This is a genomic window from Cognatilysobacter tabacisoli (assembly GCF_003586305.1).
GTDB classification, from domain to species: domain Bacteria; phylum Pseudomonadota; class Gammaproteobacteria; order Xanthomonadales; family Xanthomonadaceae; genus Cognatilysobacter_A; species Cognatilysobacter_A tabacisoli.
The window spans coordinates 877,998-902,330 of the sequence record NZ_KZ987400.1 but is presented as its reverse complement, the minus strand read 5'-3'; the positions used below and the strand labels follow the sequence as shown (position 1 = coordinate 902,330).

Annotated in this window: 20 protein-coding genes and 1 pseudogene; 5 read left to right on the top strand and 16 right to left on the bottom strand. The window is 72.0% G+C overall.

Annotation, left to right across the window (positions count from 1 at the left end; translation table 11 throughout):
* Positions 1-3 precede the first annotated feature (3 nt).
* Both D3A60_RS04005 and D3A60_RS04000 read right to left on the bottom strand, forming a co-directional pair.
* Positions 4-1,287, bottom strand: a complete 1,284-nt coding sequence (locus D3A60_RS04005; RefSeq protein WP_119717380.1) for a sensor histidine kinase — start codon at positions 1,285-1,287, stop codon at positions 4-6.
* Between the two features lie 25 nt (positions 1,288-1,312).
* Positions 1,313-2,023, bottom strand: a complete 711-nt coding sequence (locus D3A60_RS04000) for a response regulator transcription factor (protein ID WP_119717379.1) — start codon at positions 2,021-2,023, stop codon at positions 1,313-1,315.
* Positions 2,024-2,133: 110 nt separating this feature from the next.
* On the opposite strand from D3A60_RS04000, the gene D3A60_RS03995 reads away from it, so the two are divergent.
* The gene (locus D3A60_RS03995) at positions 2,134-2,472 is read left to right on the top strand and encodes a DMT family protein (protein ID WP_119717378.1); all 339 of its coding nucleotides are present in this window, start codon (positions 2,134-2,136) and stop codon (positions 2,470-2,472) included.
* Positions 2,473-2,553: 81 nt separating this feature from the next.
* Here the strand turns inward: D3A60_RS03995 and D3A60_RS03990 are convergent, their stop codons facing one another.
* From D3A60_RS03990 to nudE, 4 genes and pseudogenes are all read right to left on the bottom strand, one after another.
* Positions 2,554-2,856 (bottom strand): Mpo1-like protein, encoded by a 303-nt coding sequence (locus tag D3A60_RS03990; protein WP_119717377.1) that lies wholly within the window; start codon positions 2,854-2,856, stop codon positions 2,554-2,556.
* Positions 2,857-2,878: 22 nt separating this feature from the next.
* Positions 2,879-3,748: pseudogene (mazG, locus tag D3A60_RS03985) on the bottom strand (nucleoside triphosphate pyrophosphohydrolase); the annotation flags it as partial.
* 11 nt (positions 3,749-3,759) lie between these two features.
* Positions 3,760-4,557: a 3'(2'),5'-bisphosphate nucleotidase CysQ gene (gene cysQ, locus D3A60_RS03980; RefSeq protein WP_119717546.1), complete on the bottom strand. Its 798-nt coding sequence runs from the start codon at positions 4,555-4,557 to the stop codon at positions 3,760-3,762.
* The gene (gene nudE, locus D3A60_RS03975) at positions 4,554-5,111 is read right to left on the bottom strand and encodes an ADP compounds hydrolase NudE (protein WP_119717376.1); all 558 of its coding nucleotides are present in this window, start codon (positions 5,109-5,111) and stop codon (positions 4,554-4,556) included. The genes cysQ and nudE overlap by 4 nt, the downstream gene beginning before the upstream one ends.
* An 81-nt stretch (positions 5,112-5,192) precedes the next feature.
* Here nudE and bioA point away from each other — a divergent pair, with 81 nt between their 5' ends.
* Both bioA and D3A60_RS03965 read left to right on the top strand, forming a co-directional pair.
* On the top strand, positions 5,193-6,608 hold the full coding sequence (bioA, locus tag D3A60_RS03970; RefSeq protein WP_119717375.1) for an adenosylmethionine--8-amino-7-oxononanoate transaminase: 1,416 nt from the start codon (positions 5,193-5,195) through the stop codon (positions 6,606-6,608).
* A complete protein-coding gene (locus D3A60_RS03965; protein WP_119717374.1) occupies positions 6,605-7,342 on the top strand; it encodes a 16S rRNA (uracil(1498)-N(3))-methyltransferase in 738 nt (245 codons plus the stop codon). The genes bioA and D3A60_RS03965 overlap by 4 nt, the downstream gene beginning before the upstream one ends.
* Before the next feature lie 55 nt (positions 7,343-7,397).
* Here the strand turns inward: D3A60_RS03965 and D3A60_RS03960 are convergent, their stop codons facing one another.
* From D3A60_RS03960 to pilG, 7 genes are all read right to left on the bottom strand, one after another.
* Entirely contained in the window at positions 7,398-7,874 is a 477-nt protein-coding gene (locus D3A60_RS03960; protein ID WP_119717373.1) for a chemotaxis protein CheW, read from the bottom strand.
* A 10-nt stretch (positions 7,875-7,884) separates the two neighbouring features.
* Positions 7,885-9,276 (bottom strand): chemotaxis protein CheB, encoded by a 1,392-nt coding sequence (locus D3A60_RS03955; protein ID WP_119717372.1) that lies wholly within the window; start codon positions 9,274-9,276, stop codon positions 7,885-7,887.
* A complete protein-coding gene (locus D3A60_RS03950) occupies positions 9,269-15,592 on the bottom strand; it encodes an Hpt domain-containing protein (RefSeq protein ID WP_119717371.1) in 6,324 nt (2,107 codons plus the stop codon). The genes D3A60_RS03955 and D3A60_RS03950 overlap by 8 nt, the downstream gene beginning before the upstream one ends.
* Before the next feature lie 96 nt (positions 15,593-15,688).
* Positions 15,689-17,710 carry a methyl-accepting chemotaxis protein gene (locus D3A60_RS03945; protein WP_119717370.1) on the bottom strand — a complete coding sequence of 674 codons (2,022 nt, stop codon included), beginning with the start codon at positions 17,708-17,710 and terminating at the stop codon, positions 15,689-15,691.
* A gap of 31 nt (positions 17,711-17,741) precedes the next feature.
* Positions 17,742-18,275, bottom strand: coding sequence for a chemotaxis protein CheW (locus tag D3A60_RS03940; RefSeq protein WP_119717369.1), 534 nt, complete (start codon positions 18,273-18,275; stop codon positions 17,742-17,744).
* Between the two features lie 10 nt (positions 18,276-18,285).
* Entirely contained in the window at positions 18,286-18,651 is a 366-nt protein-coding gene (locus D3A60_RS03935; RefSeq protein WP_119717368.1) for a response regulator, read from the bottom strand.
* 18 nt (positions 18,652-18,669) lie between these two features.
* On the bottom strand, positions 18,670-19,068 hold the full coding sequence (pilG, locus tag D3A60_RS03930; RefSeq protein ID WP_119717367.1) for a twitching motility response regulator PilG: 399 nt from the start codon (positions 19,066-19,068) through the stop codon (positions 18,670-18,672).
* A 184-nt stretch (positions 19,069-19,252) separates the two neighbouring features.
* Here pilG and gshB point away from each other — a divergent pair, with 184 nt between their 5' ends.
* Both gshB and D3A60_RS03920 read left to right on the top strand, forming a co-directional pair.
* On the top strand, positions 19,253-20,209 hold the full coding sequence (gene gshB, locus D3A60_RS03925) for a glutathione synthase (RefSeq protein ID WP_119717366.1): 957 nt from the start codon (positions 19,253-19,255) through the stop codon (positions 20,207-20,209).
* Positions 20,206-21,081, top strand: a complete 876-nt coding sequence (locus D3A60_RS03920) for an energy transducer TonB (protein ID WP_119717365.1) — start codon at positions 20,206-20,208, stop codon at positions 21,079-21,081. Before gshB ends, D3A60_RS03920 begins: the two co-directional genes overlap by 4 nt.
* Positions 21,082-21,096: 15 nt before the next feature.
* Here the strand turns inward: D3A60_RS03920 and tsaB are convergent, their stop codons facing one another.
* From tsaB to D3A60_RS03905, 3 genes are read right to left on the bottom strand one after another with little or no spacing between them, the layout of a single operon-like run.
* On the bottom strand, positions 21,097-21,792 hold the full coding sequence (tsaB, locus tag D3A60_RS03915; RefSeq protein WP_119717364.1) for a tRNA (adenosine(37)-N6)-threonylcarbamoyltransferase complex dimerization subunit type 1 TsaB: 696 nt from the start codon (positions 21,790-21,792) through the stop codon (positions 21,097-21,099).
* Positions 21,789-22,205 (bottom strand): VOC family protein, encoded by a 417-nt coding sequence (locus D3A60_RS03910; protein WP_119717363.1) that lies wholly within the window; start codon positions 22,203-22,205, stop codon positions 21,789-21,791. Before D3A60_RS03910 ends, tsaB begins: the two co-directional genes overlap by 4 nt.
* On the bottom strand, positions 22,202-24,331 hold the full coding sequence (locus D3A60_RS03905; protein ID WP_119717362.1) for a DNA repair helicase YoaA: 2,130 nt from the start codon (positions 24,329-24,331) through the stop codon (positions 22,202-22,204). The genes D3A60_RS03910 and D3A60_RS03905 overlap by 4 nt, the downstream gene beginning before the upstream one ends.
* Positions 24,332-24,333: the final 2 nt, after the last annotated feature.

Below are 24,333 nucleotides of genomic sequence, written 5' to 3'. Positions count from 1 at the left end.
CGCTCAGGCGGGGCGCAGCGCCGAGGCGCCGAACCGCACGATCGCGGTCGTGCCGCGGCCCTCGGCGCTGTACAGCTCGACCGGCCAGCCGAAGCGCTCGCCGAGACGGCGCACGATCGACAGCCCCATGCCCTTCCCGTTCGGGGTGTCGGGGTCGGCGCGGTAGAACGGGTCGAACGCGCGCGACAGCGCGTCCGGCGCCATGCCGATGCCGGTGTCGCGCACTTCGACGTGGCCCGGATAGACGTGCACGGCAATGCGGCCGGCGTCGGTGAAACGCGCGGCATTGCTCAGCAGGTTGCCGACGATGACGTGCAGCACGCGCGGCGGTGCGACCAGGCGCGACTCGCCCTCCTGCACGATGTCGAGTTCGACGTCCTTGCCGGCGAGCAGCGGGCGCACCCGCTCGACCTCCTCCTCGACGACTTCGCGGACGTCGAACTCCTCGGTCTGCGGCGCGACGTCGGCCTCGCGGGCGAGGATCAGGAACGCGTCGATCACCGACTCCATGTCGCGGCCGGCGCGCTGGACGCGGGCCAGCGAGCGGTGCGCGCGGGCGCCGACGTCGGGCTCGGCCATCATCAGGTCGGTGGCGACGCGGATCACCGTCAGCGGCGTGCGCAGTTCGTGGCTGGCGTCGCGGGTGAAGTCGCGTTCGCGCTGGACGAAGCGCGCCACCCGGTGGCCGAGGCCGGCCAGCGCACGCGAGAGGGCGAGCACCTCGGAGCCCGAATCCGGCGGCAGCCGCGACGGCGCGATCGCCTCGAGGTCAGGCGCGCGCGGGTCCCAGCGCGACACGACCCCGGCCAGCCAGTTGACCGGCAGGACCAGCCGCTTCGACGTGCGGTAGGTCAGCCACGACAGCAGGTACATCGTCAGCAGCGAGAGCGCGAGTGCGAGCGCCCCGGTCCATATCACCGCGCGGCCGAGCAGGCTGGAGTCGAATATCAGGTACAGCGTGCCTTGGTCGCGGCGCTCGACGTAGACCGACTCCGACGTGCCAGGCACCGTGTGGATGCCTGCCGGAAAACGGCGCAGCCCATCGGGCACGCTGTCCGACGGCCCCGCGGCCGGCTCGAAGTGGCCGCGGATGGTTTGCGACCGCGGCAGCGCACTCGGGCCCGGCCGCGACCAGAATGCCCGGGCCTCGGCTTGCACGCGGTTGTCCACGAGGTAGTCGTGCACGAACAGCCCGCCCAGCACGATGCCGAGCGAGATGACGATGCTGCCGACGAGCGCCTGCAGCACGAACGCCAGCTTGATCCGGCGTGGAAGCCCCTGTGGCACGTGTCCGTCCTGCCCTATCGCCCCGTCATTCCGGAGACTGCGAGATGTCGGCGATGCGGTAGCCGGCGCTCTGCACGGTGTGCAGCAGCTGCTTGTCGAACGGCTTGTCGATCGTCTTGCGCAGGTTGTACAGGTGGCTGCGCAGCGTGTCGGAGTCCGGCAGGCCGTTACCCCAGATCTCGCGCTCGATTTCCTGGCGGCTGACCACGCGCGGCGATTCGCGCATCAGGATCGTCAGCAGGCGCAGGCCGATCGGCGACAGCTGCAGTTCGGTGCCGCCGCGCGTCACCCGCAGGCTGGCCGGGTCGAGCACGAGGTCGGCGACCTTCAGCACCTCGCCGCCGACCTGGCGGCGCTCGCGGCGGATCAGCGCGCGCAGGCGCGCTTCCAGCTCCTGGATCGCGAACGGCTTGGTCAGGTAGTCGTCGGCGCCGGCCGACAGGCCGGTCAGCTTCTCGTCGAGGGTGTCGCGCGCGGTCAGCATCAGCACCGGCGTGGACTTGCGCGCTTCCTCGCGCAGGCGCTTGCACACCTCGATGCCGTCCAGCCGCGGCAGCATCAGGTCGAGCACGATGACGTCGTAGCTGTTCTCGGCGGCCAGGCGGTAGCCGTCGAGCCCGTCGGCCGCATAGTCGACCTCGAAGCCGCGCCCCTCCAGGTATTCGCCGACCATCTCGGAAATGTTGCGGTTGTCCTCGACGATCAGGACCAAACCGCCGTCACGGGTGTTCTGCATGCCGCCTCCGGCTCCTTCAGTTTTGTGAAAGGTGGCGTCCCGCAGGTGCAGGGTCCGTGAAGGCCGGCGCGATAGGCTGTCCACTTCCTGACTGACGGACTCCGCCGGCCATGTACGAACGCCTGCTCCCCATCGCCCTTCTGCTCGGCTCGAACGTGTTCATGACGTTCGCGTGGTACGGGCACCTCAAGTACAAGACGACGCCGCTGCTGGTGGCGATCCTCGCCAGCTGGGGCATCGCGCTGTTCGAGTACTCGCTGATGGTTCCCGCCAACCGGATCGGCAGCCAGGTCTATTCCGCCCCGCAGCTCAAGGGCATGCAGGAGGTCATCACCCTGCTGGTGTTCGCATGGTTCTCCAGCTGGTACCTGGAGCAGCCGCTGAAGTGGAACCACTGGGCCGGCTTCGCGCTGATCGCGGTGGCTGCGTGGCTGATCTTCCTCGAGTGAGGTCCGGATGCCGCGGCTCGCGATTGCGCCCGCCGACACGGCATCCGGTGATGCGGGTGCCTCGACGGGCCGGGGCCCGCGCTACAGCTTGACCCGGCCGCGCAGGATGTCGACGAACATCACCCAGTCACCGGCGAACGAGTAGAACGGGTGCTTGAACGTCGCCGGCCGGTTCTTCTCGAAGAAGAAGTGGCCGATCCAGGCGAAGCCATAGCCGCACAGCAGCGCCCCGAGCAGCCACCACGGGTTGCGCGTGGCGATCGCGACCGCGACCAGCGCCAGCACGCCGCAGCTGCCGACGAAGTGCAGCCGCCGGCTGGTGCGATGGGCGTGCTCGCCGAGGTAGAACGGGTAGAACTCGCGGAAGCTGGCGAAGCGCGGCATGGCGTCACTCCGGGGTGTCGGTCGGCGGGATCGGCGTCGACGCCGCTGACCCGCGCTCGTCGGCCTTGGCCCGGTCCCAGAGGCGATCCTGCTCCGCCAGCGTGAGGTCGGCAAGCCGCGTGCCGGCGGCGGCCGCCATCGCCTCCATCGCGCGGAAGCGGCGCTCGAACTTCAGGTTCGCGCGGCGCATCGCGGTGCCGACGTCGACCCTTGCATGGCGCGCCAGGTTCGCAGCGACAAACAGCAGGTCGCCGAGCTCTTCCTCGAGCCGGTCCTGCGCGGCGGCGTCGCCCGGCGCGGCGGCGCGCGCGGCGAATTCCACCCGCACCTCCTCGATTTCCTCGTGCAGCTTGTCGATCACCGGCGCCGGATCGGGCCAGTCGAAGCCGACCGCGGCGGCGCGCTTCTGCAGCTTCACCGCGCGCTGCCACTCGGGCAGGCCGCGGGCGACGCCGGCCAGCGCGGAGGTGTCGGCATCGCCCCTGGCCTCGCGCTCGCGCCGCTTGGTCTGCTCCCACTCCCGCGTCTGGGCCTCCGCGTCCTCGACGCTCGCGTCGGCGAACACGTGCGGGTGGCGGCGGATCATCTTGTCGTTGATCGACGCGACCACGTCGGCGAAGCCGAACGCGCCCTGCTCACTGGCCATCTGCGCGTGGAACACCACCTGCAGCAGCAGGTCGCCAAGTTCGTCCTTGAGGTCGGCCAGGTCGCCGCGGTCGATCGCATCGGCGACTTCGTACGCCTCCTCGACCGTGTACGGCGCGATCGTCGCGAAGTCCTGCTGCAGGTCCCACGGGCAGCCCCCGTCGGGGTCGCGCAGCCGCGCCATCACCGCGAGCAGCGTGGCGACGTCGCGCAGGTCGCACGCGTCGAAGGACCCGTGGCCACTCATGGCGCCGTCGCTCATGCGTCCAGCCACTGCCGCCACGGCAAGGCGGTGTCGCCGAGGGCGATAAAGTCGCCGTTGAGCAGCCGCACGCGCTGGTTGTATCGGAACGGGCGGCCGTCGGTGTCGAGCACCGCGCCGCCGGCGCCCTCGAGCACGCACTGCGCGGCGGCGGTGTCCCACTCGCTGGTCGGGCCGAAGCGCGGGTAGACGTCGAGCAGGCCGTCGGCGATGCGGCAGAACTTCAGCGACGAGCCCAGCCCGATCGGTTCGACCTCGCCCATGCGCGACAGGAACGCCTCGGTGCGGCCGTCGCGATGCGACCGGCTGGCGGCCACGCGCAGCGGCACCGTCGCCGGCGCGCGTGCGCGCAGCTGGACCTCACGCTCGCCCTCGCGGCGGAACGCGCCGAGCGTGGCGCCGCCGTGCCACAGCGCGCCCGTGACCGGCGCCTGCACGATGCCGAACACCGCGACGCCGTCCTCGACCAGGGCGATGTTGACGGTGAACTCGCCGTTGCGCTTGACGAACTCACGGGTGCCGTCGAGCGGGTCGACGACCCAGAGCCTCGGCCAGCCGCGGCGCATCGCGGTCGACACTTCGTGCGCGTTTTCCTCCGACAGCACCGGGATGTCGGGCGTCAGGCGTGCCAGCCCGTCGACGATGCACCGGTGCGCGGCGAGGTCGGCGGCGGTCAGCGGGGAGTCGTCGTCCTTGTGCTGGACCGCGAACTCGCTGTCGTAGATGCCGAGGATCGCCGACGCGGCGTCCTGCGCGATTGCGATGGCCGCCTCGCGAACCTCGCGGCCGATCACGACGGCTGCCCGCCGGTGCGCAGCCACTCGCGTGCGATGAACAGCGCGGCGATCGTCCGGCCCTCGGAGAAATCCTCGCGCAGGATCAGCTCGTGCAGCGCGTCGAGCCTCCACGGCACCACCTCGAGCTCCTCCGGCTCGTCGCCGACCAGCCGCTCGGGATAGAGATCGCGGGCCAGGACCAGGTGCGCGGTGTGGCTCATGTACGTCGGCGCCAGGGTCAGCGTGCGCAGCACGGTCAGCTCGCGCGCGCCGTAGCCGGCCTCTTCCTTCAACTCGCGGTCGGCCGCCTGCAGCGGCGTCTCGCCGGCGTCGATGCGGCCCTTGACCAGCCCGAGCTCGTAGCGGTGCACGCCGGCGGCGTATTCGCGCACCAGCAGCACGGTGTCGGCGTCGAGCATCGGCACCACCACGACGGCGCCGTGGCCGCGGCCGTGCAGCCGCTGGTACTGGCGGCGCTCGCCGTTGGAGAACTCCAGGTCGAGCCGCTCCATGTGGTACGGGCCGGCGTCGTGCTCGGTGATGCCGTGGATGATCGGAAGGGTCTTGGTCATGGGGGATGCCGGACGCGGGCGGCCGGGGGCGTCGCGGCGCGCGATAATGGCCGGATGCGGACGACGAACCCTGATGACCCGATGCTAGCAGAGGCCGGCGACGCCCAGCGCTGGCACGACCGGGACCTAGCGGTGCTGTGGCACCCGTGCACGCAGATGCGCGAGCACCCCGACACGATGCCGCTGCTGCCGGTCGCCCGCGGCGAGGGCCCGTGGCTGATCGGACACGACGGCTCGCGCACGCTCGACGCGATCTCGAGCTGGTGGACCAACCTGTTCGGCCACGCCGAGCCGCGCATCGCCGACGCGATCGCCCGGCAGGCGCGCACCCTCGAGCACGTGATCCTCGCCGGTGTGTCGCACGCGCCCGCCGTCGAGCTGGCCGAGCGCCTGCTGGCGATCGCCCCTCGCGAGGCAGACCGCGCGCCGCTGGCGAAGGTGTTCTACGCCGACAACGGCTCGGCCGGCGTCGAGGTCGCGCTGAAGATGGCGTTCCACTGGTTCCGCAACCGCGGCATCGAGGGCCGGACCAAGTTCATCGCGCTCGAGGGCGGCTACCACGGCGAAACGCTCGGTGCGCTCGCGGTCGGCGACATCCCGCTGTACCGCCGCGTGTACGCCCCGCTGCTGGCCGAGGCGCTGTTCGCGCCGTCGCCGGACGCCTACTTGTGCGAGCCCGGCGAGAGCGCCGCCGACCGCGCCCGCCGCGCCGCCGCGGCGCTGCGCGCGCTCTTCGAGCGCCACGCCGACGAAGTCTGCGCACTGATCCTGGAGCCGCGGCTGCAGTGCGCCGGCGGCATGCGCATGCACGACCCGCTGTACCTGCGGCTGGCGCGCGACCTGTGCGACGAGTTCGGCGTGCTGATGATCGCCGACGAGATCGCCACCGGCTTCGGCCGCACCGGCACGCGCTTCGCGTGCGAACAGGCGCCGCCGCGGGTGACCGGCGCCCCGGCCGGCATCCAGCCGGACCTGATGTGCCTGTCGAAGGGCCTGACCGGCGGCGCGCTGCCGCTGGCGGCGGTGCTGGCGACGCAGGCGATCTACGACGGCTTCCTCGACGACTCGCGCGAGCGGGCTTTCCTGCATTCGCACAGCTACACCGGCAATCCGCTCGCGTGCGCCGCGGCGTTGGCCTCGCTCGACATCTTCGACGGCGACGCGATCCTCGCGCGCAATCGCGACACGTCCGCACGCATGGCCGCGCTGGCCGCGCCGATCGGCGAGCACGCCGACGTCGCCGACGTGCGCCAGGCCGGGATGGTGGTTGCGTTCGAGTTGACCGACGGCGGCGACCGGCGGCGGCCGTTCCCCGGGCGCGCGCGCGTCGGCCTGCGCGCCTACCGCGCCGCGCTCGCGCGCGGCGTGCTGCTGCGCCCGCTCGGCGACGTCCTGTACTGGATGCCGCCGTACTGCATCGACGACGAAGCACTCGACCTGCTCGCGCGCACCACGCGCGACGCGATCGCGATCGCCACCGCGGAGGCGCGCGCATGAGGACCACCCGCGTCCACGTCGACGCCGCGCTGGTGCCCGGCGCCGAGCTGGTCCTGCCGGAAGGGCCGGCCGTGCACCTGAGCCGCGTGCTGCGGCTTGGCGTCGGCGACGCGTTCGTCGTGTTCAACGGCGACGGCCGCGACTACCCCGCGCGGATCGTCGCGCTCGGCAAGCGCGAGCTGCGCGTCGCGGTTGGCGACGGCATGGCGGTCGACAACGAATCGCCGCGCACGATCACCCTGCTGCAGGGTGTCGCGCGCGGCGAGAAGATGGATCTGATCCTGCAGAAGGCGACCGAGCTCGGGGTCAGCGCCGTGGTGCCGCTGTGGTCGCAGCGCAGCGAGGTCAAGCTCGACGAGGCGCGCGGCGCCAAGCGGCTGGCGCACTGGCGCGGTGTCGTCGCGGCGGCGTGCGAGCAGAGCGGGCGCGCGCGCGTGCCCGGGGTGGCCGCGCCGCTGCCGCTGGGCGACGCGCTGCGCGCGCTCCCGGAGCCGGGGCTGCGGCTGATCCTCGACCCGGACGGCGAATACCGCCTGTCGACGTTGGACATCGACCCGGGCATGCCGCTCGTGCTGGCGGTCGGGCCGGAGGGCGGCTGGTCGCCGCAGGACCGCGAGACGCTGCGCGGCCACGGCTTCCGGGGGCTGCGACTGGGGCCGCGGGTGCTGCGGACGGAAACGGCGGGACTGGCGGCGATCGCCGCGCTGCAGGCGCGGCTCGGCGACCTCGGCTGACGACGGCTGCGCCGCCGCTCGGGCGGCCCTGAAGTTCGGGACTCGGCGCGGCCGCTCAGGCGGCCTGGGCCAGCGCCTCGTCGATCATCGCCTCGAGCGCGGCGAGGTCGGGCAGCAGCGCGTCGTCCTCGCCGAGCCGCACCCGCGAGTGCACGCCCGGCGGCAGGTCGTCCTGGCTGTCGGCCACCTGCAGACTCTGCTGCGAGACCGTCACCAGGCGCGGGAAGCCCTGCGTCAGCAGCGCGAAGTACGGCAGCTGGCCGGTGCCGGCCAGCGACTTGAGCACGATCACCTTGCTGCCGAGGCCGCCGCGCTCGTCGGCGATGCCGGCCAGCGTGCCGAACGCCACCAGCGGCAGCTGCCAGCCGCGCCAGCGGATGCGCCCGAGCAGCCACGCCGGGGCATCGGCGATCGGTTCGGGATCGGCGAACGACAGCACCTCGGAGATGGTCGCGTTCGGCAGCAGCAGACGGCCGCCGCCGACCTGGATCAGGACGCCACGGATTTCCTGTGCGGTCTGGGAGTCGGTCATCGCGGTGTTCTCAGGACGGCCAGCGCTCGGCCAAGCGTCGGGCAAGCTCGGTCGGCGTCCCGGACAGGGCGCCGCGCGCGATCAGTTCGGAAGGGGCGGCCGCGTCATAGCAGCCGTCGAGCGCCTGCGCGGCGACCAGTGCGCCGCTCCAGGAGAGGTTCATCGCGGCGTCCACCAGCGCCGGGTCGCTGCCGCTGAGCATCAGCACCGCGCTGTCCCCGGCCGGCACGGTCGCGAGCAGTTCGGACGCGTCGTCGTTGAACGCCAGGCCATTGGGGGCACCGGTGACGCCGATCGCCGGCGGCACGATGTAGATCGCGCCCGCGGCAACCGCGGCGCCGGATTCGGCAAGGCGCACCGGCAGCGTCGTCGCGCGCTGCATCTGCGCGACGAGCTTGTCGTAGCGTCCGCCATCGAGGCGCTGCTGCACGAGAACCGGCCGGGTGAAGCCGGGCGGAAGCGCGCCGAGCAGCTGGCGCACGGCGTCGGGACCGCCGATGCCGGCGAGCACGAGCACGGCGCCGGCCGGGGCCGCGGCAGGCGCGGCGACCGGTTCGACCAGCCCCATTTCGGCGATACGAGAATCGAGATCGGCGAGGTCGCGCTTGAAACGCTGGTCGGCCTCCGCGTCGGCCGCGGCATCACCGGCAGGCGCGCGCGGCGCGTCATCGTCATCGACCAGCGACAGCGAGAACGTCGACGGTGCCGACGCGACGGACACCGGCGCAGCCGCGGTCGCCGTCGACCCGCTGTCGATGCCGTTCGACGGCGCAGCAAACGGCGCGGCGTCGAGCTCCCACGGCAGCGGCGGCGGCACGGCCTGCACAGGGACCGGCGACGGCGCTTCTGCCAGCGCTGCGGCGGCCGGCGCGGCGACGGCGGCCGCGAAGGCGTCGTCGTCGACCAGCGCCAGCGTGGACCGCACCGTGGCAGGCGCGGCCGGCGGTTGCGGATCGATGTCGAACGTCGACTCGAATGCCGGCGCGCGTGCGGATTCGGGCGCCTGATCCAGCGCGTCGCCGGCCGCCGTCGCGTCGTCGCCGTCGGCCTCTCGGCCCGGCGGCAGCACGTTGTCGTGGCGGTTCAACTTCGCCGACAGGTGGCGCACCCAGCGCGCCGCGTCCCAACCCTCGCGGCTGGCCGCGAGTTCGGCCTCCTCGAAGATCACTTCGATCGCCGGGTCGGCCAGCACCGCATCGAAGCGGTCGATGACGTCCTCGGTGGCCGCGTCGAGCACCACCAGCACCACGTGCGGCGCGGCGGCCACCAGGGTCTCGTGCGCCAGCTCGACCGGATCGGCTTCGAGCACCAGCAGCGCGCCGGCCTCGATCAGCGCCTCGCGCATGCGTTCGCAGGCGGGGCCTGGGCGGGCCAGCAATACGACCCGGCGGGCGTCAGTCATGGCGGGCGGTGATTCCCAGCAGCTCGTAGACGTTACGCACCAGCTCGGGCTCCTGGTACGGCTTGCCCAGGTAGCGCTCGACGCCGATGTCGAGGGCGCGCTGGCGGTGTTTGTCGCCGGTACGCGAGGTGATCATCATGATCGGCACGCCGCGCAGGCGCGCGTCGGACTTCATCGCCGTCGCCAGCTCGTAGCCGTCCATCCGCGGCATCTCGATGTCGAGCAGCATCAGGTCCGGGACCACGTCGACCATGCGCTCCAGCGCGTCGAGGCCGTCCTTCGCGGTCAGCACCTCGAAGTTGTGGCGCTCGAGCACGCGGCCGGTGACCTTGCGCATCGTCACCGAGTCGTCGACGACCATCACCAGCGGCACGCGGCGCTGCTCCACCACGACGACCGGCGCCGGCACGTGGTCGCGCGGCAGCAGCATCTGGCGGCGCACCAGCGGGGCGACGTCGAGGATCACGACCACGCGGCCGTCGCCCATGATCGTCGCGCCGAAGATGCCCGGCAGCGAGGCCACCTGCGGTCCGACCGGCTTGACCACGATTTCGCGGTTGCCGATGACCTGGTCGACGCAGACCGCCGCGCGCAGCTCACCGGCGCGGATCAGCAGCACCGGCATTTGCAGCTGGCCCTCGGCCTTAGCCGGCGCGTGGCCGACCAGCTCGCCGAGGTCGTGGACCACGTAGTCCTCGCCGCCGTAGCGGTAGGTCGCATCGGTGCCGAGCTGGTCGCGTGCGATGCGGCCGACGCCGCGCACCGAGGCGATCGGCACCGCGAACGAGGTCTCGCCGATGCGCACGAACACCGCCTGGGTGACCGCGAGCGTCTGCGGCAGGCGCAGCGTGAAGCGCACGCCCTTGCCGGGCGACGACTGGATGTCGAGCGTGCCGCCGAGCTGGCGGACTTCGCTGGCGACGATGTCCATGCCTACGCCGCGGCCGGCCAGCCGGCTGACCTCGTCGGCCGTCGAGAAGCCCGGCTCGAGGATCAGCATGTCGAGGTCGCTGTCGCTGAGCACCGCGTCGCTGCGGACCAGCCCGCGCTGCTCGCCGCGGCGGCGAATTGCCGCGCGGTCGAGGCCGGCGCCGTCGTCGCCGACCTCGAGCACGACTTCCGACCCCTCGCGACGGACCGCGATGTGGATCGTGCCCTCTTCCGGCTTGTTCGCCTGCTTGCGCTTGGCCGGGGCCTCGAGCCCGTGGGCGACCGAGTTGCGAAGCATGTGCTCCAGCGGCGCGGTCATGCGCTCGAGCACGTTGCGGTCGAGTTCGCCCTGCGCGCCGTCGAGCTTGAGCTGGACCTGCTTGCCGAGTTCGGACGAGGCCTGGCGCACCACGCGGCGCAGGCGCGGCAGCAGCGTGTCGAACGGCACCATGCGCGTGCGCATGAGGCCTTCCTGCAGGTCGGAGCTGACCCGCGACTGCTGCAGCAGCAGCGTTTCGTACTGGCGGGTCAGGTCGTCGAGCGTGGTCTGCAGGCTGGTCTGGTCGGCCGCCGATTCGGACAGCGCGCGGGACAGCTGCTGCAGGGTCGAGAAGCGGTCGAGCTCGAGCGGGTCGAACGTGGCGTCGCCGACGTCCTGCTCGCGCTGGAAGCGCGCGATGATCTGCGCCTCCGTTTCGATCTCCAGCCGGCGCAGCTGGTCGCGAACGCGCGTGTTGGTCTGCTCCATTTCGGCGATCGCGCCGCGGAACGCACCGAGCTGCTGCTCGAGTCGAGCGCGGTAGATCGCCACCTCGCCCGCGTAGTTGACCAGCCGGTCGAGCAGGTCGGCGCGGATGCGCACCTGCTCCTGCGGCGCGCGCACGCCGATGTCGTCGTCGTCGCCCGCCACTTCCTCGAAGATCGGCTCGGACAGCGGCTTGAGTTCGATCTTCGGTGCCGGCGCCGCTTCGACGGCGTCTGCCGCGGTGTCTACGGCTGCGTGCAGGACGATCTCGCCGCGCGAACGCGCGTCGAACTCGTGGATCAGGGCTTCCGGCATCGCCACGGCACGTCGGGCCTGCACGCGCATGACCATCGCGTGCAGGCGGTCAAAGCCGCGCTCGAGCAGCGGCACGCCGTCGCGACCGAGCTCGCTGCGCTGTTCGACCACCGCCTCGAGCAGCGATTCCATCGCGTGGCCGAGTTCGCCGACGGGGTTGATGCCCGCCATGCGGGCGCCGCCCTTGATCGTGTGCAGATCGCGCTGCAGTCCGGCCAGCGTCTCGCGCTCGCCGGGCATCTCGCGCAGCTTGGCCAGCAGGCCGTCGGAGTGGTCCAGCAGGTCGCCAGCCTCTTCGACAAAGATGTCGACGAGCTCCGGGTCGAGCCCGGTGAGGTCGAGCGGCTCGTCCGGGTCGTCGGCGCTTGCGCTCGCACGCGCCAGCAGCTCGGCCACGGCCGGATCGGTGGCCGGTTCGGATGCTTCGTCGGCAGCGTCTTCGGCGGTAGCCTCGACCGGTGTCGTCTCGCCCGCATCCAGCGCAACCGCGTCGGCTTCGGCCGGCTCGGCGAGGGACACGTCGAGGGCGGATTCGGCGCCGGCTTCGGCCAGTTCGGCGGCGTGTTCGTCCGCGGCGGTCTCGGCAACGGACTCCACGCCGTCGATCGGCAACTCGACATGCACGTCTTCCGCCGTCGCGTCCTCGGCCACCATGGTTTCGCTGTCGCTCGAGCCCGCTGCGGCGGCAGCTGCCGCGGCCGCGGCTGCCAGCGCAGCCTGGGCGTACTCGGCTTCAAGCTGGGCGTACTCCTCGGCCTCTTCGGCGGCGAGGCGCTCGGCCTCGAGCAGTTCGGCTTCGATCCGTGCCTGCTCACGCGCGGCGGCCTGCTCGGCCTCCAGACGCTCAGCGGCAACGCGCTCGCTCTCCGCACGCTCGGCTTCGAGTCGCTCGGCTTCGAGCCGTTCAGATTCGACCCGTTCGTTCTCTGCCGCTTCGGCGGCAAGCCGCTCCGCCTCGACGCGTTCGGCTTCGGCGCGTTCGGTTTCGACGCGTTCGGCTTCGATGCGCTCGGCTTCGGCGTGCTCCGCGGCGATTCGCTCGGCTTCGATGCGCTCGGCCTCGGCGGCCTCCGCGGCGAGGCGTTCGGCCTCGGCTCGCTCCGCTTCTAGGCGCTCGGCGTCGAGTCGCTCGAGCTCAGCCTGCTCGGCGGCCAGGCGCTCATTCTCGAGCCGTTCGCTTTCGAGGCGCTCGGCCTCGACGCGCTCGAGCTCGATGCGCTCTGCTTCGGCCTGCTCGCGTTCGGCACGCTCGGCGTCCAGACGGACCACGTCGTGCGCCGCGAGGTCGGACGCGCCGGTACTGGCGAACGCCGCGCTGGGCACCGCGGTCGCACCGAGGTCGATGAACTCGCTGAGGTCGACGCTGCCGAATTCGGCCACGTCGTCGTCGACCGGCGCCAGCGGCGCGCGGGCTTCCGGCAGGCTGTCGCGAAGCGCGGCCATGCGCGCGGCGAGCCCGTCGAACAGCGGCACGCGCTGCGTCTCCGCCTGCAGCGCGGCCAGCGTGCGCTGGATCGCGTGGGCGACGTCGCCCAGCCCGGCCAGGCCTTCCGCGGTCGGCGGCGTTCCGGCAACGAGCAGGCGCTTGACGTAGGCCTCGGTCGGCCCGGTGATCTCGGTGATGACCGGCACTTCGGTCATCGCGAATGCGCCGTTCAACGTGTGGATCGCGCGCTGCAGGGCGTCGGTCGCCGGCTGCGGCGCCTCGCGCGCGTCGGCGAGCCACTCCTCGATCGTGACCAGGTGGCCGGTGACTTCGGTACCGAGGATTTCGAGCAGGACGGCATCGACGGACGCGACGACGCCGGGCTCTTCGATCGGCGCAGCGGGCGCGACGACGGGCTCGGGTTCGGCAGGCGCGGCAGACGCCGCGGCCAGCGCCGCATCGTCGAGCGACGCCACGGCGTCGAGCTCGGGCAGCGCCACTTCGATGTCCAAGTCGGTCGCCGCGTCCGATTCGGGCGTGTCGGCCGCGTCTGCCACGGCCTCGACGGCCACGGGCGCCTCGTAGCGCGCTTCCTCGCCCGCGGCGAGGCGGTCGGCCACGTCCTGCATGCCGGCCAGGTCCGCGGTGACCGGGGACTCGCCGCGCAGGGCGGCGTGCAGCTGCGGCAGCGTTTCGTGGGCGAGCTCGACCATCGCGACCACGGCCGGCGACGCCGGCCGGGTGCCGTCGAGCACGCGGTTGAGCATGTTCTCGACCTTCCAGCTGAACTCGCCGAGGGTCTTGGCCCCGACGAGGCGACCGCTGCCCTTGAGCGTGTGGAAGACGCGGCGGATCGGGCGCAGGTGTTCGGACTCTTCGGGCGCGGAGCGCCAGATCGGCAGCATCGCCGTGAGGTTGGCGATCTCCTCGTCGAGTTCCTCGAGGAACACCTCGCGGATCTCGTCGTCAATATCGTCGCTGTGTTCGAAACCGCCCGCTTCGGCGGTCAGCACCATGGCCGGCGCCGCCGGCGTGGCGGCGATCGGCTCGGGCGCAACGGCCGCCGGGGCCGGGGCCGCGGGCTCCGACAGCGTCGCGTCGGCGAACGCGGCCGAGGCATCGAAATCCAACGCCTCGGACAGATCGAGGCCCGCGCTGGCCGCGGCGTCGCTGGCGTCGGACGAGGGGCGCAGCGCGGAAGGATCGAGCAGCGGCCAGTAGCGCAGGCGCTCCAGCGCGTGGCGGGCGATCTCGAGGATGTCGTCGCGGTTCGGCCGCTGGTCGCGCAGCGCCTCGAGGTAGTACTCGAGGCTGGCGAGCGCGTCGGCCATGGTGTCGAGCTGCTGGCCGTTCGGCACGCGCTTGCGGCCGATCAGCTCGACTTCGACGTAGTGCTTGACCGCGACGAGGTAGTCGGCCGGCATCGGCAGTTCGAGGATGCGCAGCGCGCCGGCCACTTCGTCGAGCAGGCGCGGGATTTCGGCCAGCTCGGCATGGTCCCAGCTGGTTTCGACGAATGCGACGAACGACTGGCGCGCGTCGCCGAAGTTGGCGATCGCTTCGCGCACGACGATGTCGAGCACCTTGCGCGATTCGCCGGCAAGCAGGTCGTCGTCGCCCTGCCCGTCCGGCAGGCCGAGGCGCGCGACCTGGTCGTCGAGCGAAGCGTCGACGTACAGCAGGGCGCCGGCGACGTCGAGCAGGGCGCCCTCGTCGGCCGCGCGATCGCCGCCGACGATCTCGCGCATGGCGTCGCGCTGCTGCAGCACGACGTTGCGGGCGACGCCCAGCCCCATCATGCCGAGCGTGTCGCCGACGCGGCCGAGCGCGTCGACCTGCGGGCGCAGCTCGCTGATGTCGGTGCGTCCGGTGCGCAGATGCAGGTCGAGCGCGTCCTTGACGCGCAGCAGGTCTTCCTTGATCGCCGCCGAGACAGTGTCGAGCAGCGCGCGGTTGCGGCCGCTCAGGCTGCCGCGCGCGTGCGCGATCTCCGATTCGCTCGGCTGCTGCGCTTCCAGCTGGAAGGTGCTGCGCAGCGTCTCGAGCGCCTGGTGGCGGTTGTCGCTGTGGGCGACATGGAACAGCAGCTGGCGGGTGGGCTCGTCGGCCAGGTCGATGCGCGGCGCAGCGAACTCGTCGTCGACGAGCATCTGCCGGGCCTCGCGCTCGACGCCGGCGAACGCCTGGCGCAGCGCGCGGGTCGGCGGTAGCGCGCCGTCGCGCAGCGCGCCGGCGACCGACGACGAGACCCACAGCATCCGCCGCAGCGGCTCGAGTTCGGCATCGGCCAGAAGCGCGTCGATCGCACTCGACAGCTGGGTGGGATCGCTCGGCACGCCGTCTTCGGGCCACGCCGCCAGTGCGGCGCGCAGCGACGAGAGCCGCGAGGACACGTCCGCGCGGGTCGGTGCGGCGGCCGGGGTCGGCGACGGCGCGACCAGTTCCTCCGGCAGCGGGCGGTCGAGGTTCGGCGCGAACAGCACGCTTTCGCTGAGGCCGGGCTCGCCGCGCGTGGCGCGCAGCTCGTTGAGCAGCGGCAGCAGCACGATCGGAATGTCGCGGTGGCCGCCCTGCAGGCGCTCGAGGTAGTCGGGGAGCTGGACCACGCCGCGCATCAGCGCCGCGCAGGCGTCGTCGCGGTCGCCGACGTCACCGCGGTGCAGCGCGATCGCGAGCCGCTCCATTTCCTCGGCGACCATCGCCGGGGCGTACAGCTCGATCATCCGCAGGGTGCCGTGCACCTGGTGCAGGTGGCTGGCGCAGACCCGCATCGTGCCGGCGTCGGACGGATTCTCGGCGAAGGCCTCGATCTCGTGCCGTGCCTGGCGCAGGGTCTCGTCGAGCTCGGGCTTGATCCAGCCGAGCGTGGTCGTGTCGATCGCGTCGCGCATCACGGTCATCGCGCACCCCGCGCGTCATCGCGCCCGCGCCGTGCGGCGACGGGAGCGGTGGTGCCGGGGGTGCTCAGCCTTTCCATCGTGCTCGTGTCCCCGGCCTCAGGCCGGCAGCTTGAAGTCGGCCACCGAGCGGCGCAGGTCGGCCGCCAGTTGCGCGAGGTTTCCGATCGACTGCGCCGTCTGGCTCGCGCCCTGCGAGGTCTGCGCGGTGATCGACTGGATGGTGTTCATCGTCTCGGTGATGCCCGACGCCGCGCTGGTCTGCTGCTGCGCCGCCGCCGAGATGCCCTGGATGAGGTGCGACAGGTCGGACGACACCTTTTCGATCTCGCCCAGTGCCGTGCCGGCGTCCTCGGCCAGTCGCGCACCGGCGACCACTTCCGAGGTCGTCTGCTCCATCGAACTCACCGCCTCGTTGGTGTCGGACTGAATCGTCTGGACCAGCGTTTCGATTCGCTTGGTCGCGTTCGACGCGCGCTCTGCCAGTCGCTGCACTTCGTCGGCCACGACCGCGAACCCGCGGCCCGCCTCGCCGGCGGACGCCGCCTGGATGGCCGCGTTCAGCGCCAGGATGTTGGTCTGCTCGGAGATGTCGTTGATCAGTTCGACGATCGAGCCGATTTCCTGCGACGACTCGCCCAGCCGCTTGATTCGCTTCGAGGTTTCCTGGATCTGGTCGCGGATGCTGTCCATGCCCTGGATCGTCTGGCGCACGACGCCGGCGCCCTTGGTCGCGATCTGCACCGAGCGCTGCGCCACGTCCGCCGATTCGGCCGAGTTGCGCGACACCTGGTTGATGCTGGCCGCCATCTCGCTGATGCGGTCGGACGCGGTGTTGATCTCGGCGGCCTGGTGCTGCGCGGCCTCGGCCAGCTGCATCGCGGTGGCCTGCGTTTCCTGCGCGCTGGCGGCGACCTGTACCGAGGTGTCGGTGATCGTCTGCACCAGGCTGCGCAGCTGCTCGACGGCGAAGTTGATCGAGTCGGCGATCGCGCCGGTCATGTCCTCGGTCACCGTCGCCTTCACGGTGAGGTCGCCTTCTGCGAGCGAGCCCATCTCGTCCAGCAGGCGCATGATCGCCTCCTGGTTGCGGTCGTTGAGTTCCTTGGTGGTCTGGTAGCGAGCCTGCTGCGCGCGGTTCAGCGAGAACAGCAGGCCGGCGATCGCGATCAGCGCGGCGATACCGGACAGGATCGAGATCCACAGGTTGCCGAGGATGCTGGTGTCCTTCAGCGAGCCGAAGGCGGTGAACGCCTCGAACAGCTCCTTGCTGTCGTTGAGCAGCTTGCCCGAGCCGGCGGTGATCGACTCGGCCGACGACTGCGCGCGGAACAGGTTCTGCGAGCTGGCCGAGATCGCGTCGAGGTCCTTCTTCATCTCCAGCCACAGCGTCTCGGCCTGGCCGAGTGCCGCCAGCGCGCTGCCGTTGGTCAGCGGGGTGACGCCGAACGCGGCGTCGCCCTTGCGCAGGCCGGTCAGCACGTTGCCGAACACCGCCGCGTCGCGGCCGAGGGCTTCACCGGCGAGCGGCGCGCCGCTGCCGCCGGCGCGGATTTCGGTGATGCGGCGGGCCATCGTTCCCGACAGCACGACCTGGCGCAGGGCGATGTAGACCTGCGACGACGGCGACCCGCTGGTCGACATCGCGCGCACCAGTTCGTCCAGGCGCGCCTGCAGCTGCGGCACGCGGCCGGAGAAGCTGTCGGCGTTCGCGGCCAGGCCGACGACCGCGGCCTCGCTCGCCGCGACCTGCTCGGCGCTGGTCTTCAGCGGCGCCCAGGTGTCGCTGACGGTCTTGATCGGGCCGGACACGCCGGTGGTGGTGCCGAAGTTGCTGTTGAGCTGGGCGATGTCGCCGTCGATCTCGGCCTTGGTGGCCTTGAAGACCTCGAACGCCTCCTTGTCGCCGCCGACCGCCTCGCCGGCCTGCACCGCCAGCCGCTGCGAGTTCACCTGCAGGTTCGCCGCCGCCGAGCCGGCGCCGCCGAGGCGCGCGGCCTTCCACGTCGCGTAGCCGGTGTTCAGGCCGAAGATGACCACCGCGATGCCCAGCACGATCAACCACGTGTTGACGCCGAGGGAGCGGGCCTTGCCGGCGACGGAGTTCTGGATAGTGCTCATGGTTCGACCTCAGGGTGCGCTGCGGTGCCGCCTACGCTGCGGCTTGACGGAATTCGGGCGTGCGGGCCAGCCGTTCGAGGCTGAAGATCCCCCACGTGTGGTCGTCCAGGCGATACGCCCGGTCGATGAAATGCGCGAAACGGCCTTCGGCCATGGCCTCGGTGCCGGTCAGCTGCTCCTCGTGGAAGCTGCGCTGGCCGAACAGCTCGTCGACCAGCACGGCGACGTCGCCGCCGGGCTGGCGCACCAGCAGCACGCGCTGGCTCTCGTGCAGCACCGTGCGCTCGCCCTGCAGGAACTGCTTGAGGTCGACGATCGGCAGCAGGTTGCCGCGGACGTTGGCCACGCCGAGCATCCACGGCTGCGCGCCGGGCACGGCGGTGACGGTCGGCATCGGCAGGATCTCGACGACCTCGCCGAAGCCCGACGCCAGCCGGTGTGCGCCGATGCGGAAGCCGACGCCGCGCCACAGGCCGGGCGCGTCGAGCTGCTCGGGCAGGCCGGCCACGTGCGCGAGGCTGCGGCGTTCGTAATCGGCCAGCACCTCGAACGGGGTCGTGCTCATGCGACTGCGCTCAGTGGCCGAGCAGCGCGTTGATGCGCGCGATCAGTTCGTCCTCGCGCGGCGGCTTGACGATGTAGTCGCGGGCGCCCTGGCGCATGCCCCAGGCCTTGTCGGCGTCCATACCCTTGGTGCTGACGATCAGCACCGGGATGGCCTTGGTCGCCTCGTCCCGCGACAGCGCGCGGGTGGCCTGGAAGCCGTTCATGCCGGGCAGGACCACGTCCATCAGGACCAGGTCCGGTCGCTCGCGCTTGCACGCATCGATGCCGTCTTCGGCGCTGCCGGACGCCAGGACCTGGTGGCCGTGACGTTCGAGCAGCTGGGTGAGGACCGCCGTATCAGTCGGCGAGTCCTCGATCAGGAGAATGCGTGCCATGGATGCCTTACCCCCCGGTCAGGCGTTGACGTGCTTGCGAATGGCGTCCAGTAGTTCTTCACGGGTGAACGGCTTGGTCAGGTACTGCTCGGACCCGACGATACGGCCGCGGGCCTTGTCGAACAGGCCGTCCTTGGACGACAGCATGATGACGGGCGTGCCCTTGAAAAGCTGGTTGTTCTTGATCAATGCGCAGGTCTGGTACCCGTCCAGCCGCGGCATCATGATGTCGACGAAGATGATCTGCGGGTGCTGGTCGGCGATCTTGGCCAGCGCCTCGAACCCGTCGGTCGCCGTCACCACGTCACACCCTTCGCGCTTGAGCAAGGTTTCGGCGGTTCGACGGATGGTCTTGGAGTCATCGATGACCATGACCTTCAACCCGTCGAGGCTGCCGTTGCGACCCTCGTCGATCATTCGTTCTTTCCCCCGGGCGAGCGCCGCGCTGTCGCGACGCATCGCGTAAGGCGTCCTTTATTCCAAGCCGGGCGCGCACTGTCAAGCTCGCGATGTCCGGCGCGGAAAGCTGAATGCGTTTTGGCGCAACGGCTGCGAGGGGTCCGGCTGCTACCATCGCGCCACCTTTCCGCGCGAGTCGCCCATGCCGTTCGACGTCGTCGTCGTGATGGACCCGATCGAGTCGATCAAGATCGTCAAGGACTCGACCTTCGCCATGCTGCTGGAGGCCCAGCGCCGCGGCCACCGCCTCCATTACGTGCGTCCCGGCGGCCTCTCCGTCGCCGGAGGACGCGCCCGCGCGCAAGTGGCCGACCTGTCGGTGCGCGATGCCAAGGCGTCGTGGTTCACCCTCGGCGCGTGGCGTTCGCTCGAGTTCGGACCGGGCCAGGTGGTGCTGATGCGGATCGACCCGCCGGTCGACCCGAACTACGTGCACGACACGCAGGTGCTGGGCCTGGCGCAGCGCGCCGGCGCGCTGGTCGTCAACGACCCGCAGGGCCTGCGCGACATGAACGAGAAGCTCGCCGCGCTCGAGTTTCCGCAGTGCTGCCCGCCGACGCTGGTCAGCCGCGACGCCGGCGAGCTCAAGGCTTTCGTCGCCGAGCACGGCGATGCGGTGCTGAAGACCCTCGACGGCATGGGCGGACGGTCGATCTTCCGCGCCCGCGCCGGCGACCCGAACACCAACGTGATCCTCGAGACCCTCACCGGCAACGGCGTGCACCTGGCGATGGCCCAGCGCTACCTGCCCGAGATCACCGAGGGCGACAAGCGCATCCTGCTGGTCGATGGCCAGCCCGTCGACTACTGCCTGGCGCGGATCCCGCAGGGCGACGAGTTCCGCGGCAACCTCGCCGCCGGCGGGCGCGGCGAGGGCCGGCCGCTGACCGACCGCGACCGCTGGATCGCCGCGCAGGTCGGCCCCGACATGGTCCGCCGCGGCATGCTGTTCGTTGGCCTGGACGTGATCGGCGACTACCTGACCGAGGTCAACGTCACCAGCCCGACCTGCATCCGGGAACTGGACGCACAGTTCGGCCTGAACATCGCCGGCACACTGTTCGACGCGATCGAGGCACGCATTTCCGGCACCGCATGAGCGCAGTCGCGCCCCCCGCTCCATCCGTCAGCGAGAACCAGCGCTTCAGCGCCACGATGGTGCTGTCGGTGCTGGTGCACGGCATCTTCGTGCTCGGCGTCGGCTACGCGATCGAGAGCGCGGCGCCGGTGCTGCCGACGCTGGACGTCATCCTGACCGAGACCTCGTCCCCGCTGACGCCGGCCCAGGCCGACTTCCTCGCCCAGGCCAGCAACCAGGGCGGCGGCGAGCACGACAAGAGCACCCGCCCGCGCGAAGCGCAGTCCGGCGAAGCGCCGCTGCCGACCCCCGGCATCGCGCCGCGCGCGCTGCAGGCGCAGGCGCCGGCCAGGCAGCCTCCGCCGCAGGCGCGCGTCGTCAGCAGCACCCGCGGCCAGGCCGTGACCGACAGCGCGCGCGCGACCCAGACGCCGGCCGAGCGGCCGCTTCCGGTCGGGCGCGAGAAAATCGAACGCGACATGCAGATGGCGCGGCTCGCGGCCGAGATCCACATGCGCTCCGAGCGCTACGCCAAGCGGCCGAAGCGCAAGTTCGTCTCCGCCAGCACCCAGGAATACGCGTGGGCGGCCTACCTGCGCGACTGGGTCGACCGGGTCGAGCGGGTCGGCAACCTCAACTACCCCGACGAGGCGCGCCGGCGCCGCCTGCAGGGGCAGGTGGTGATCAGCGTGGCGGTGCGGCGAAACGGAAGCGTCGAGCGCGCCGACATCATCCAGTCCAGCGGCGTGCGCCTGCTCGACGACTCCGCGCTGCGCATCGCGCGGCTGGCCGAGCCGTACCCGCCGCTGCCGCGGACCGAGGACGACCCCGACATCCTGCACGTCACCCGCACCTGGCAGTTCCTGCCCGAGGGCGGGCTGGTCGACGACTAGCCGACGGCGCGTTCGTCAGCGCTTGCTGGCGCGCAGGGCCTGCTGCTCGGCCAGGGTCAGCGCCACGTGGTTGCGCAGGTACGCCGGCTCGAGCCGGTCGGCGGACACCGACTCGCCGCGCGCGTGCGCCTGGACCGCGAGCCGCGCCACGTCGGCCGCGTGCGGCAGCGCGGCCGCATCGATCGACGCCAGCCGATCGCGCAGCCGCGTCGCCAGCGCACCGTCGACCGCGCCGAAGCCGGTGCCGACGCCGGTCCAGTCGACGCCGTCGGGCAGCGCGACCGCGTCGGGCGCCGCCACGGTTTCCGCCCCGAGCGGGCGCAACGCGCCGTCGACGCGCTCGAACGCGCCGGCGTAGACCTCGCCCATCCGCGCGTCGATTGCCGCGAGTACCCGCGGCGCGGTCCCGGGCTGCGCGAGCGCGGCCAGCGTCGAGACCGCGACCACCGGCCGATCGAGCGCCAGCGCGATGCCCTGCGCCAGCGCGATCGCCAGCCGCACGCCGGTGAACGCGCCGGGCCCGCGCCCGACCGCGATGACGTCGAGCTGGCGCCGCGCGACGCCGGCCTCGGCCAGCAGCGCCTCGGCCCACGGCAGCGACAGTTCGGCGTGGCGGCGCGGGGCGAGCTCGAAGCGCTCGCGCACCTCGCCATCGATCCACAGCGCGACCGAGCAGGCCTCGGTGGCGGTCTCGAACGCGAGCAGCTTCATTCGGCCGCGACCACGGCGGGGTCGTTCGGGTTCGGCTGCCACAGCTCGACCAGCATGCCTTCGGGGTCGACGACGTAGCCGAACCGGCCCTGCTCGCCGTCCTCGCGTCGGTCGAGCACGCGGCAGCCTTCCTCGCGCAGCGCCGCCAGCACGGCATCGAGGTCGTCGACGCGGAAGTTCAGCATGTAGGGCTTGTCGCTCGGCTCGAAATACTTGGTCTCGGCCTTGAACGGCGACCACACGGTGTAGGCGCGCTCGCCGGTGTCGTCGCGCCGCCACGGGAACATCGCCCCGCCCCAGCCTTCCACACCGACGCCGAGGTGGCGCTGGTACCACGCCGCCAGCGCGGCCGGATCGTCGGCCTTGAAGAACACGCCGCCGAGGCCGTGGACGCGGGGTTTAGGCTCGCTCATGCCGAAGTCTCCGGGGTCGCCGCCGGCGCGGCGTCGCCGGCAAATTCTAGCGACGCGGGCGCCCCCGGCGCCGCGAAGAACGCCGCGACGTCGCCGAGCTGACGGCTGCGGGGCAGCGGTGGCAGCGAGTTGAGGAACACGCTGCCGTAGCTCTTCGACACCAGCCGCGGGTCGCACAGCACGAGCACGCCGCGGTCGCCGACGCTGCGGATCAGCCGCCCGGCGCCCTGCTTCAGCGCGATCACCGCCTGCGGCAGCTGCTCGTCGCGGAACGGGTTGCCGCCGGCGCGCCGGATCGCGTCCAGCCGCGCTTCGAACACCGGGTCGTCGGGCGCGCCGAACGGCAGCTTGTCGATGACGACGACGCTGAGCGCGTCGCCGGCGACGTCGACGCCCTCGCGGAAGCTCGCCGCGCCGAGCAGCACGCCGTTGCCCGACGCGCGGAAGCGCTCGAGCAGCACCGAGCGCGGCGCTTCGCCCTGCACGAACAGCGGCCACGGGCCATCGCGCAGCAGCTCGGCGGCTTCGCGCAGGGCGCGGTGCGAAGCGAACAGCACGAACGCGCGCCCGCCCGACGCCTCGAGCACCGGCCGCACCTTGTCGACCATGCTCTCGTTGTAGTGGCGCACGGTCGGGTCCGGCAGGCCGCGCGGCAGGTAGCACAGCGCCTGCGACGGCCAGTCGAACGGGCTCGGCACCAGCAGCGTCCGCGTCGGCGACGCGCCGCCCAGCGGCAGGCCGAGCTTGATCGCGTAGTGCTCGAACCGGCCGTTGACCGCCAGCGTCGCCGACGTGAACACCCAGGCCGCCTGCGAGCGCGCGCGGTGCTCGGCCAGCGGCGTCGACACGTCGAGCGGCGTGCGGCTGAGGCGGAAGCCGCGCGCGGTCAGCTCGTACCAGAGCACGCTGCCGGCGTCGCGGCGCGCCGCGCGGTCGCCGGCGGAACGGCCGTCGAGGCCGCCGTGCGCGTCCGCCGTCGCAGCGGAATCCCGGTGCGCTTCGGGCCCGTCGGTGGATGCGGCATCGGAAGGCGCGTCGGTGCCGTCGCCGCGCCAGCGCTGCAGGCGCGCCTCGAACTCGCGCGCGCGCGCCAGACAGCCGTCGAACCCCGGCGCCGCCGGCGCCAGCGGCGCGAGCACGGCCTGCAGCCGCTGCAGCGCCGACGCGATCGCATCGAACGCGTCCTCGACCTCGGGCAGCTCGCCGGCGCGCTGGCGCGTCCCGCGCAGCGGCAGCGGGTCCATTGCCGCACGCAGCGCGCGCACGCAGTGCTCGAGCTCGCGCGCCGGCTCCTGCACGCTGGCCAGCGCGGACGGCACCTGCCGGCACTCGGTCAGCGCGTCGCGGGCCAGCTCCACCAGCGGGCGCGCGCTGAGGTTCTCGCCGAAGAACTGCGCCGCCAGGTCCGGCAGCTGGTGGGCCTCGTCGACGACGAAGGCCTGCGCACCCGGCAGGATCTCGCCGAAACCCTCCTGCTTCAGCGCCAGGTCGGCGAGCAGCAGGTGGTGGTTGACGACCACGATGTCGGCCGCCTGCGCGCGCTGGCGCGCCTGGACGACGAAGCAGTCGCCGAAGAACGGGCACTCGCTGCCGAGGCAGTTCTCGGCGGTGCTGGTGACCATCGGCACCAGCGGCGAGTCGTCGGGCAGCGCCTCGAGCTCGGCCAGGTCGCCCATCCGCGTGCGGCCGGACCACGCGACGATGCGCTGGAACTGCGCGGCATGGTCGCGGGTCGGGAAGCGCGCCTCGCCCTGCGCCTGCTTCATCCGGTACAGGCACAGGTAGTTGGCCCGGCCCTTCAGCAGCGCCGACTTCAGGCCCACGCCGAGCGCGTCGCGCACGCGCGGCAGGTCGCGGTGGAACAGCTGGTCCTGCAGCGCGCGCGTGCCGGTCGAGATGATGGTCTTGCGGCCCGACAGCAGCGCCGGCACCAGGTACGCATAGGTCTTGCCGGTGCCGGTGCCGGCCTCGGCCAGCAGCGACCCGCGCGCGTCGAAGGCGTCAGCGATCGCCGCGGTCAGGTCCTGCTGCGCCTCGCGCACCGCGAAGCCGGGCAGCGCGCGCGCAAGCTCGCCGTCCGCGCCCAGCGCGGCGCGGCTGGCGTCGGCCAATCGGCTGGCGGTCATCG

Excerpts from the sequence above, each read along its gene's own strand:
- D3A60_RS03990 (WP_119717377.1), bottom strand. The coding sequence starts at position 2,856 with ATGCCGCGCTTCGCCAGCTTCCGCGAGTTCTACCCGTTCTACCTCGGC.
- D3A60_RS03965 (WP_119717374.1), top strand. The coding sequence starts at position 6,605 with ATGAGGACCACCCGCGTCCACGTCGACGCCGCGCTGGTGCCCGGCGCC.
- pilG (WP_119717367.1), bottom strand. The coding sequence starts at position 19,068 with ATGATCGACGAGGGTCGCAACGGCAGCCTCGACGGGTTGAAGGTCATG.
- D3A60_RS03935 (WP_119717368.1), bottom strand. The coding sequence starts at position 18,651 with ATGGCACGCATTCTCCTGATCGAGGACTCGCCGACTGATACGGCGGTC.
- D3A60_RS03945 (WP_119717370.1), bottom strand. The coding sequence starts at position 17,710 with ATGAGCACTATCCAGAACTCCGTCGCCGGCAAGGCCCGCTCCCTCGGC.
- D3A60_RS03995 (WP_119717378.1), top strand. The coding sequence starts at position 2,134 with ATGTACGAACGCCTGCTCCCCATCGCCCTTCTGCTCGGCTCGAACGTG.
- D3A60_RS03950 (WP_119717371.1), bottom strand. The coding sequence starts at position 15,592 with ATGACCGTGATGCGCGACGCGATCGACACGACCACGCTCGGCTGGATC.
- D3A60_RS03955 (WP_119717372.1), bottom strand. The coding sequence starts at position 9,276 with ATGACTGACGCCCGCCGGGTCGTATTGCTGGCCCGCCCAGGCCCCGCC.
- D3A60_RS03960 (WP_119717373.1), bottom strand. The coding sequence starts at position 7,874 with ATGACCGACTCCCAGACCGCACAGGAAATCCGTGGCGTCCTGATCCAG.
- D3A60_RS04000 (WP_119717379.1), bottom strand. The coding sequence starts at position 2,023 with ATGCAGAACACCCGTGACGGCGGTTTGGTCCTGATCGTCGAGGACAAC.
- nudE (WP_119717376.1), bottom strand. The coding sequence starts at position 5,111 with ATGACCAAGACCCTTCCGATCATCCACGGCATCACCGAGCACGACGCC.
- gshB (WP_119717366.1), top strand. The coding sequence starts at position 19,253 with ATGCCGTTCGACGTCGTCGTCGTGATGGACCCGATCGAGTCGATCAAG.
- D3A60_RS03920 (WP_119717365.1), top strand. The coding sequence starts at position 20,206 with ATGAGCGCAGTCGCGCCCCCCGCTCCATCCGTCAGCGAGAACCAGCGC.
- D3A60_RS03940 (WP_119717369.1), bottom strand. The coding sequence starts at position 18,275 with ATGAGCACGACCCCGTTCGAGGTGCTGGCCGATTACGAACGCCGCAGC.
- D3A60_RS03910 (WP_119717363.1), bottom strand. The coding sequence starts at position 22,205 with ATGAGCGAGCCTAAACCCCGCGTCCACGGCCTCGGCGGCGTGTTCTTC.
- D3A60_RS03905 (WP_119717362.1), bottom strand. The coding sequence starts at position 24,331 with ATGACCGCCAGCCGATTGGCCGACGCCAGCCGCGCCGCGCTGGGCGCG.
- tsaB (WP_119717364.1), bottom strand. The coding sequence starts at position 21,792 with ATGAAGCTGCTCGCGTTCGAGACCGCCACCGAGGCCTGCTCGGTCGCG.
- bioA (WP_119717375.1), top strand. The coding sequence starts at position 5,193 with ATGCTAGCAGAGGCCGGCGACGCCCAGCGCTGGCACGACCGGGACCTA.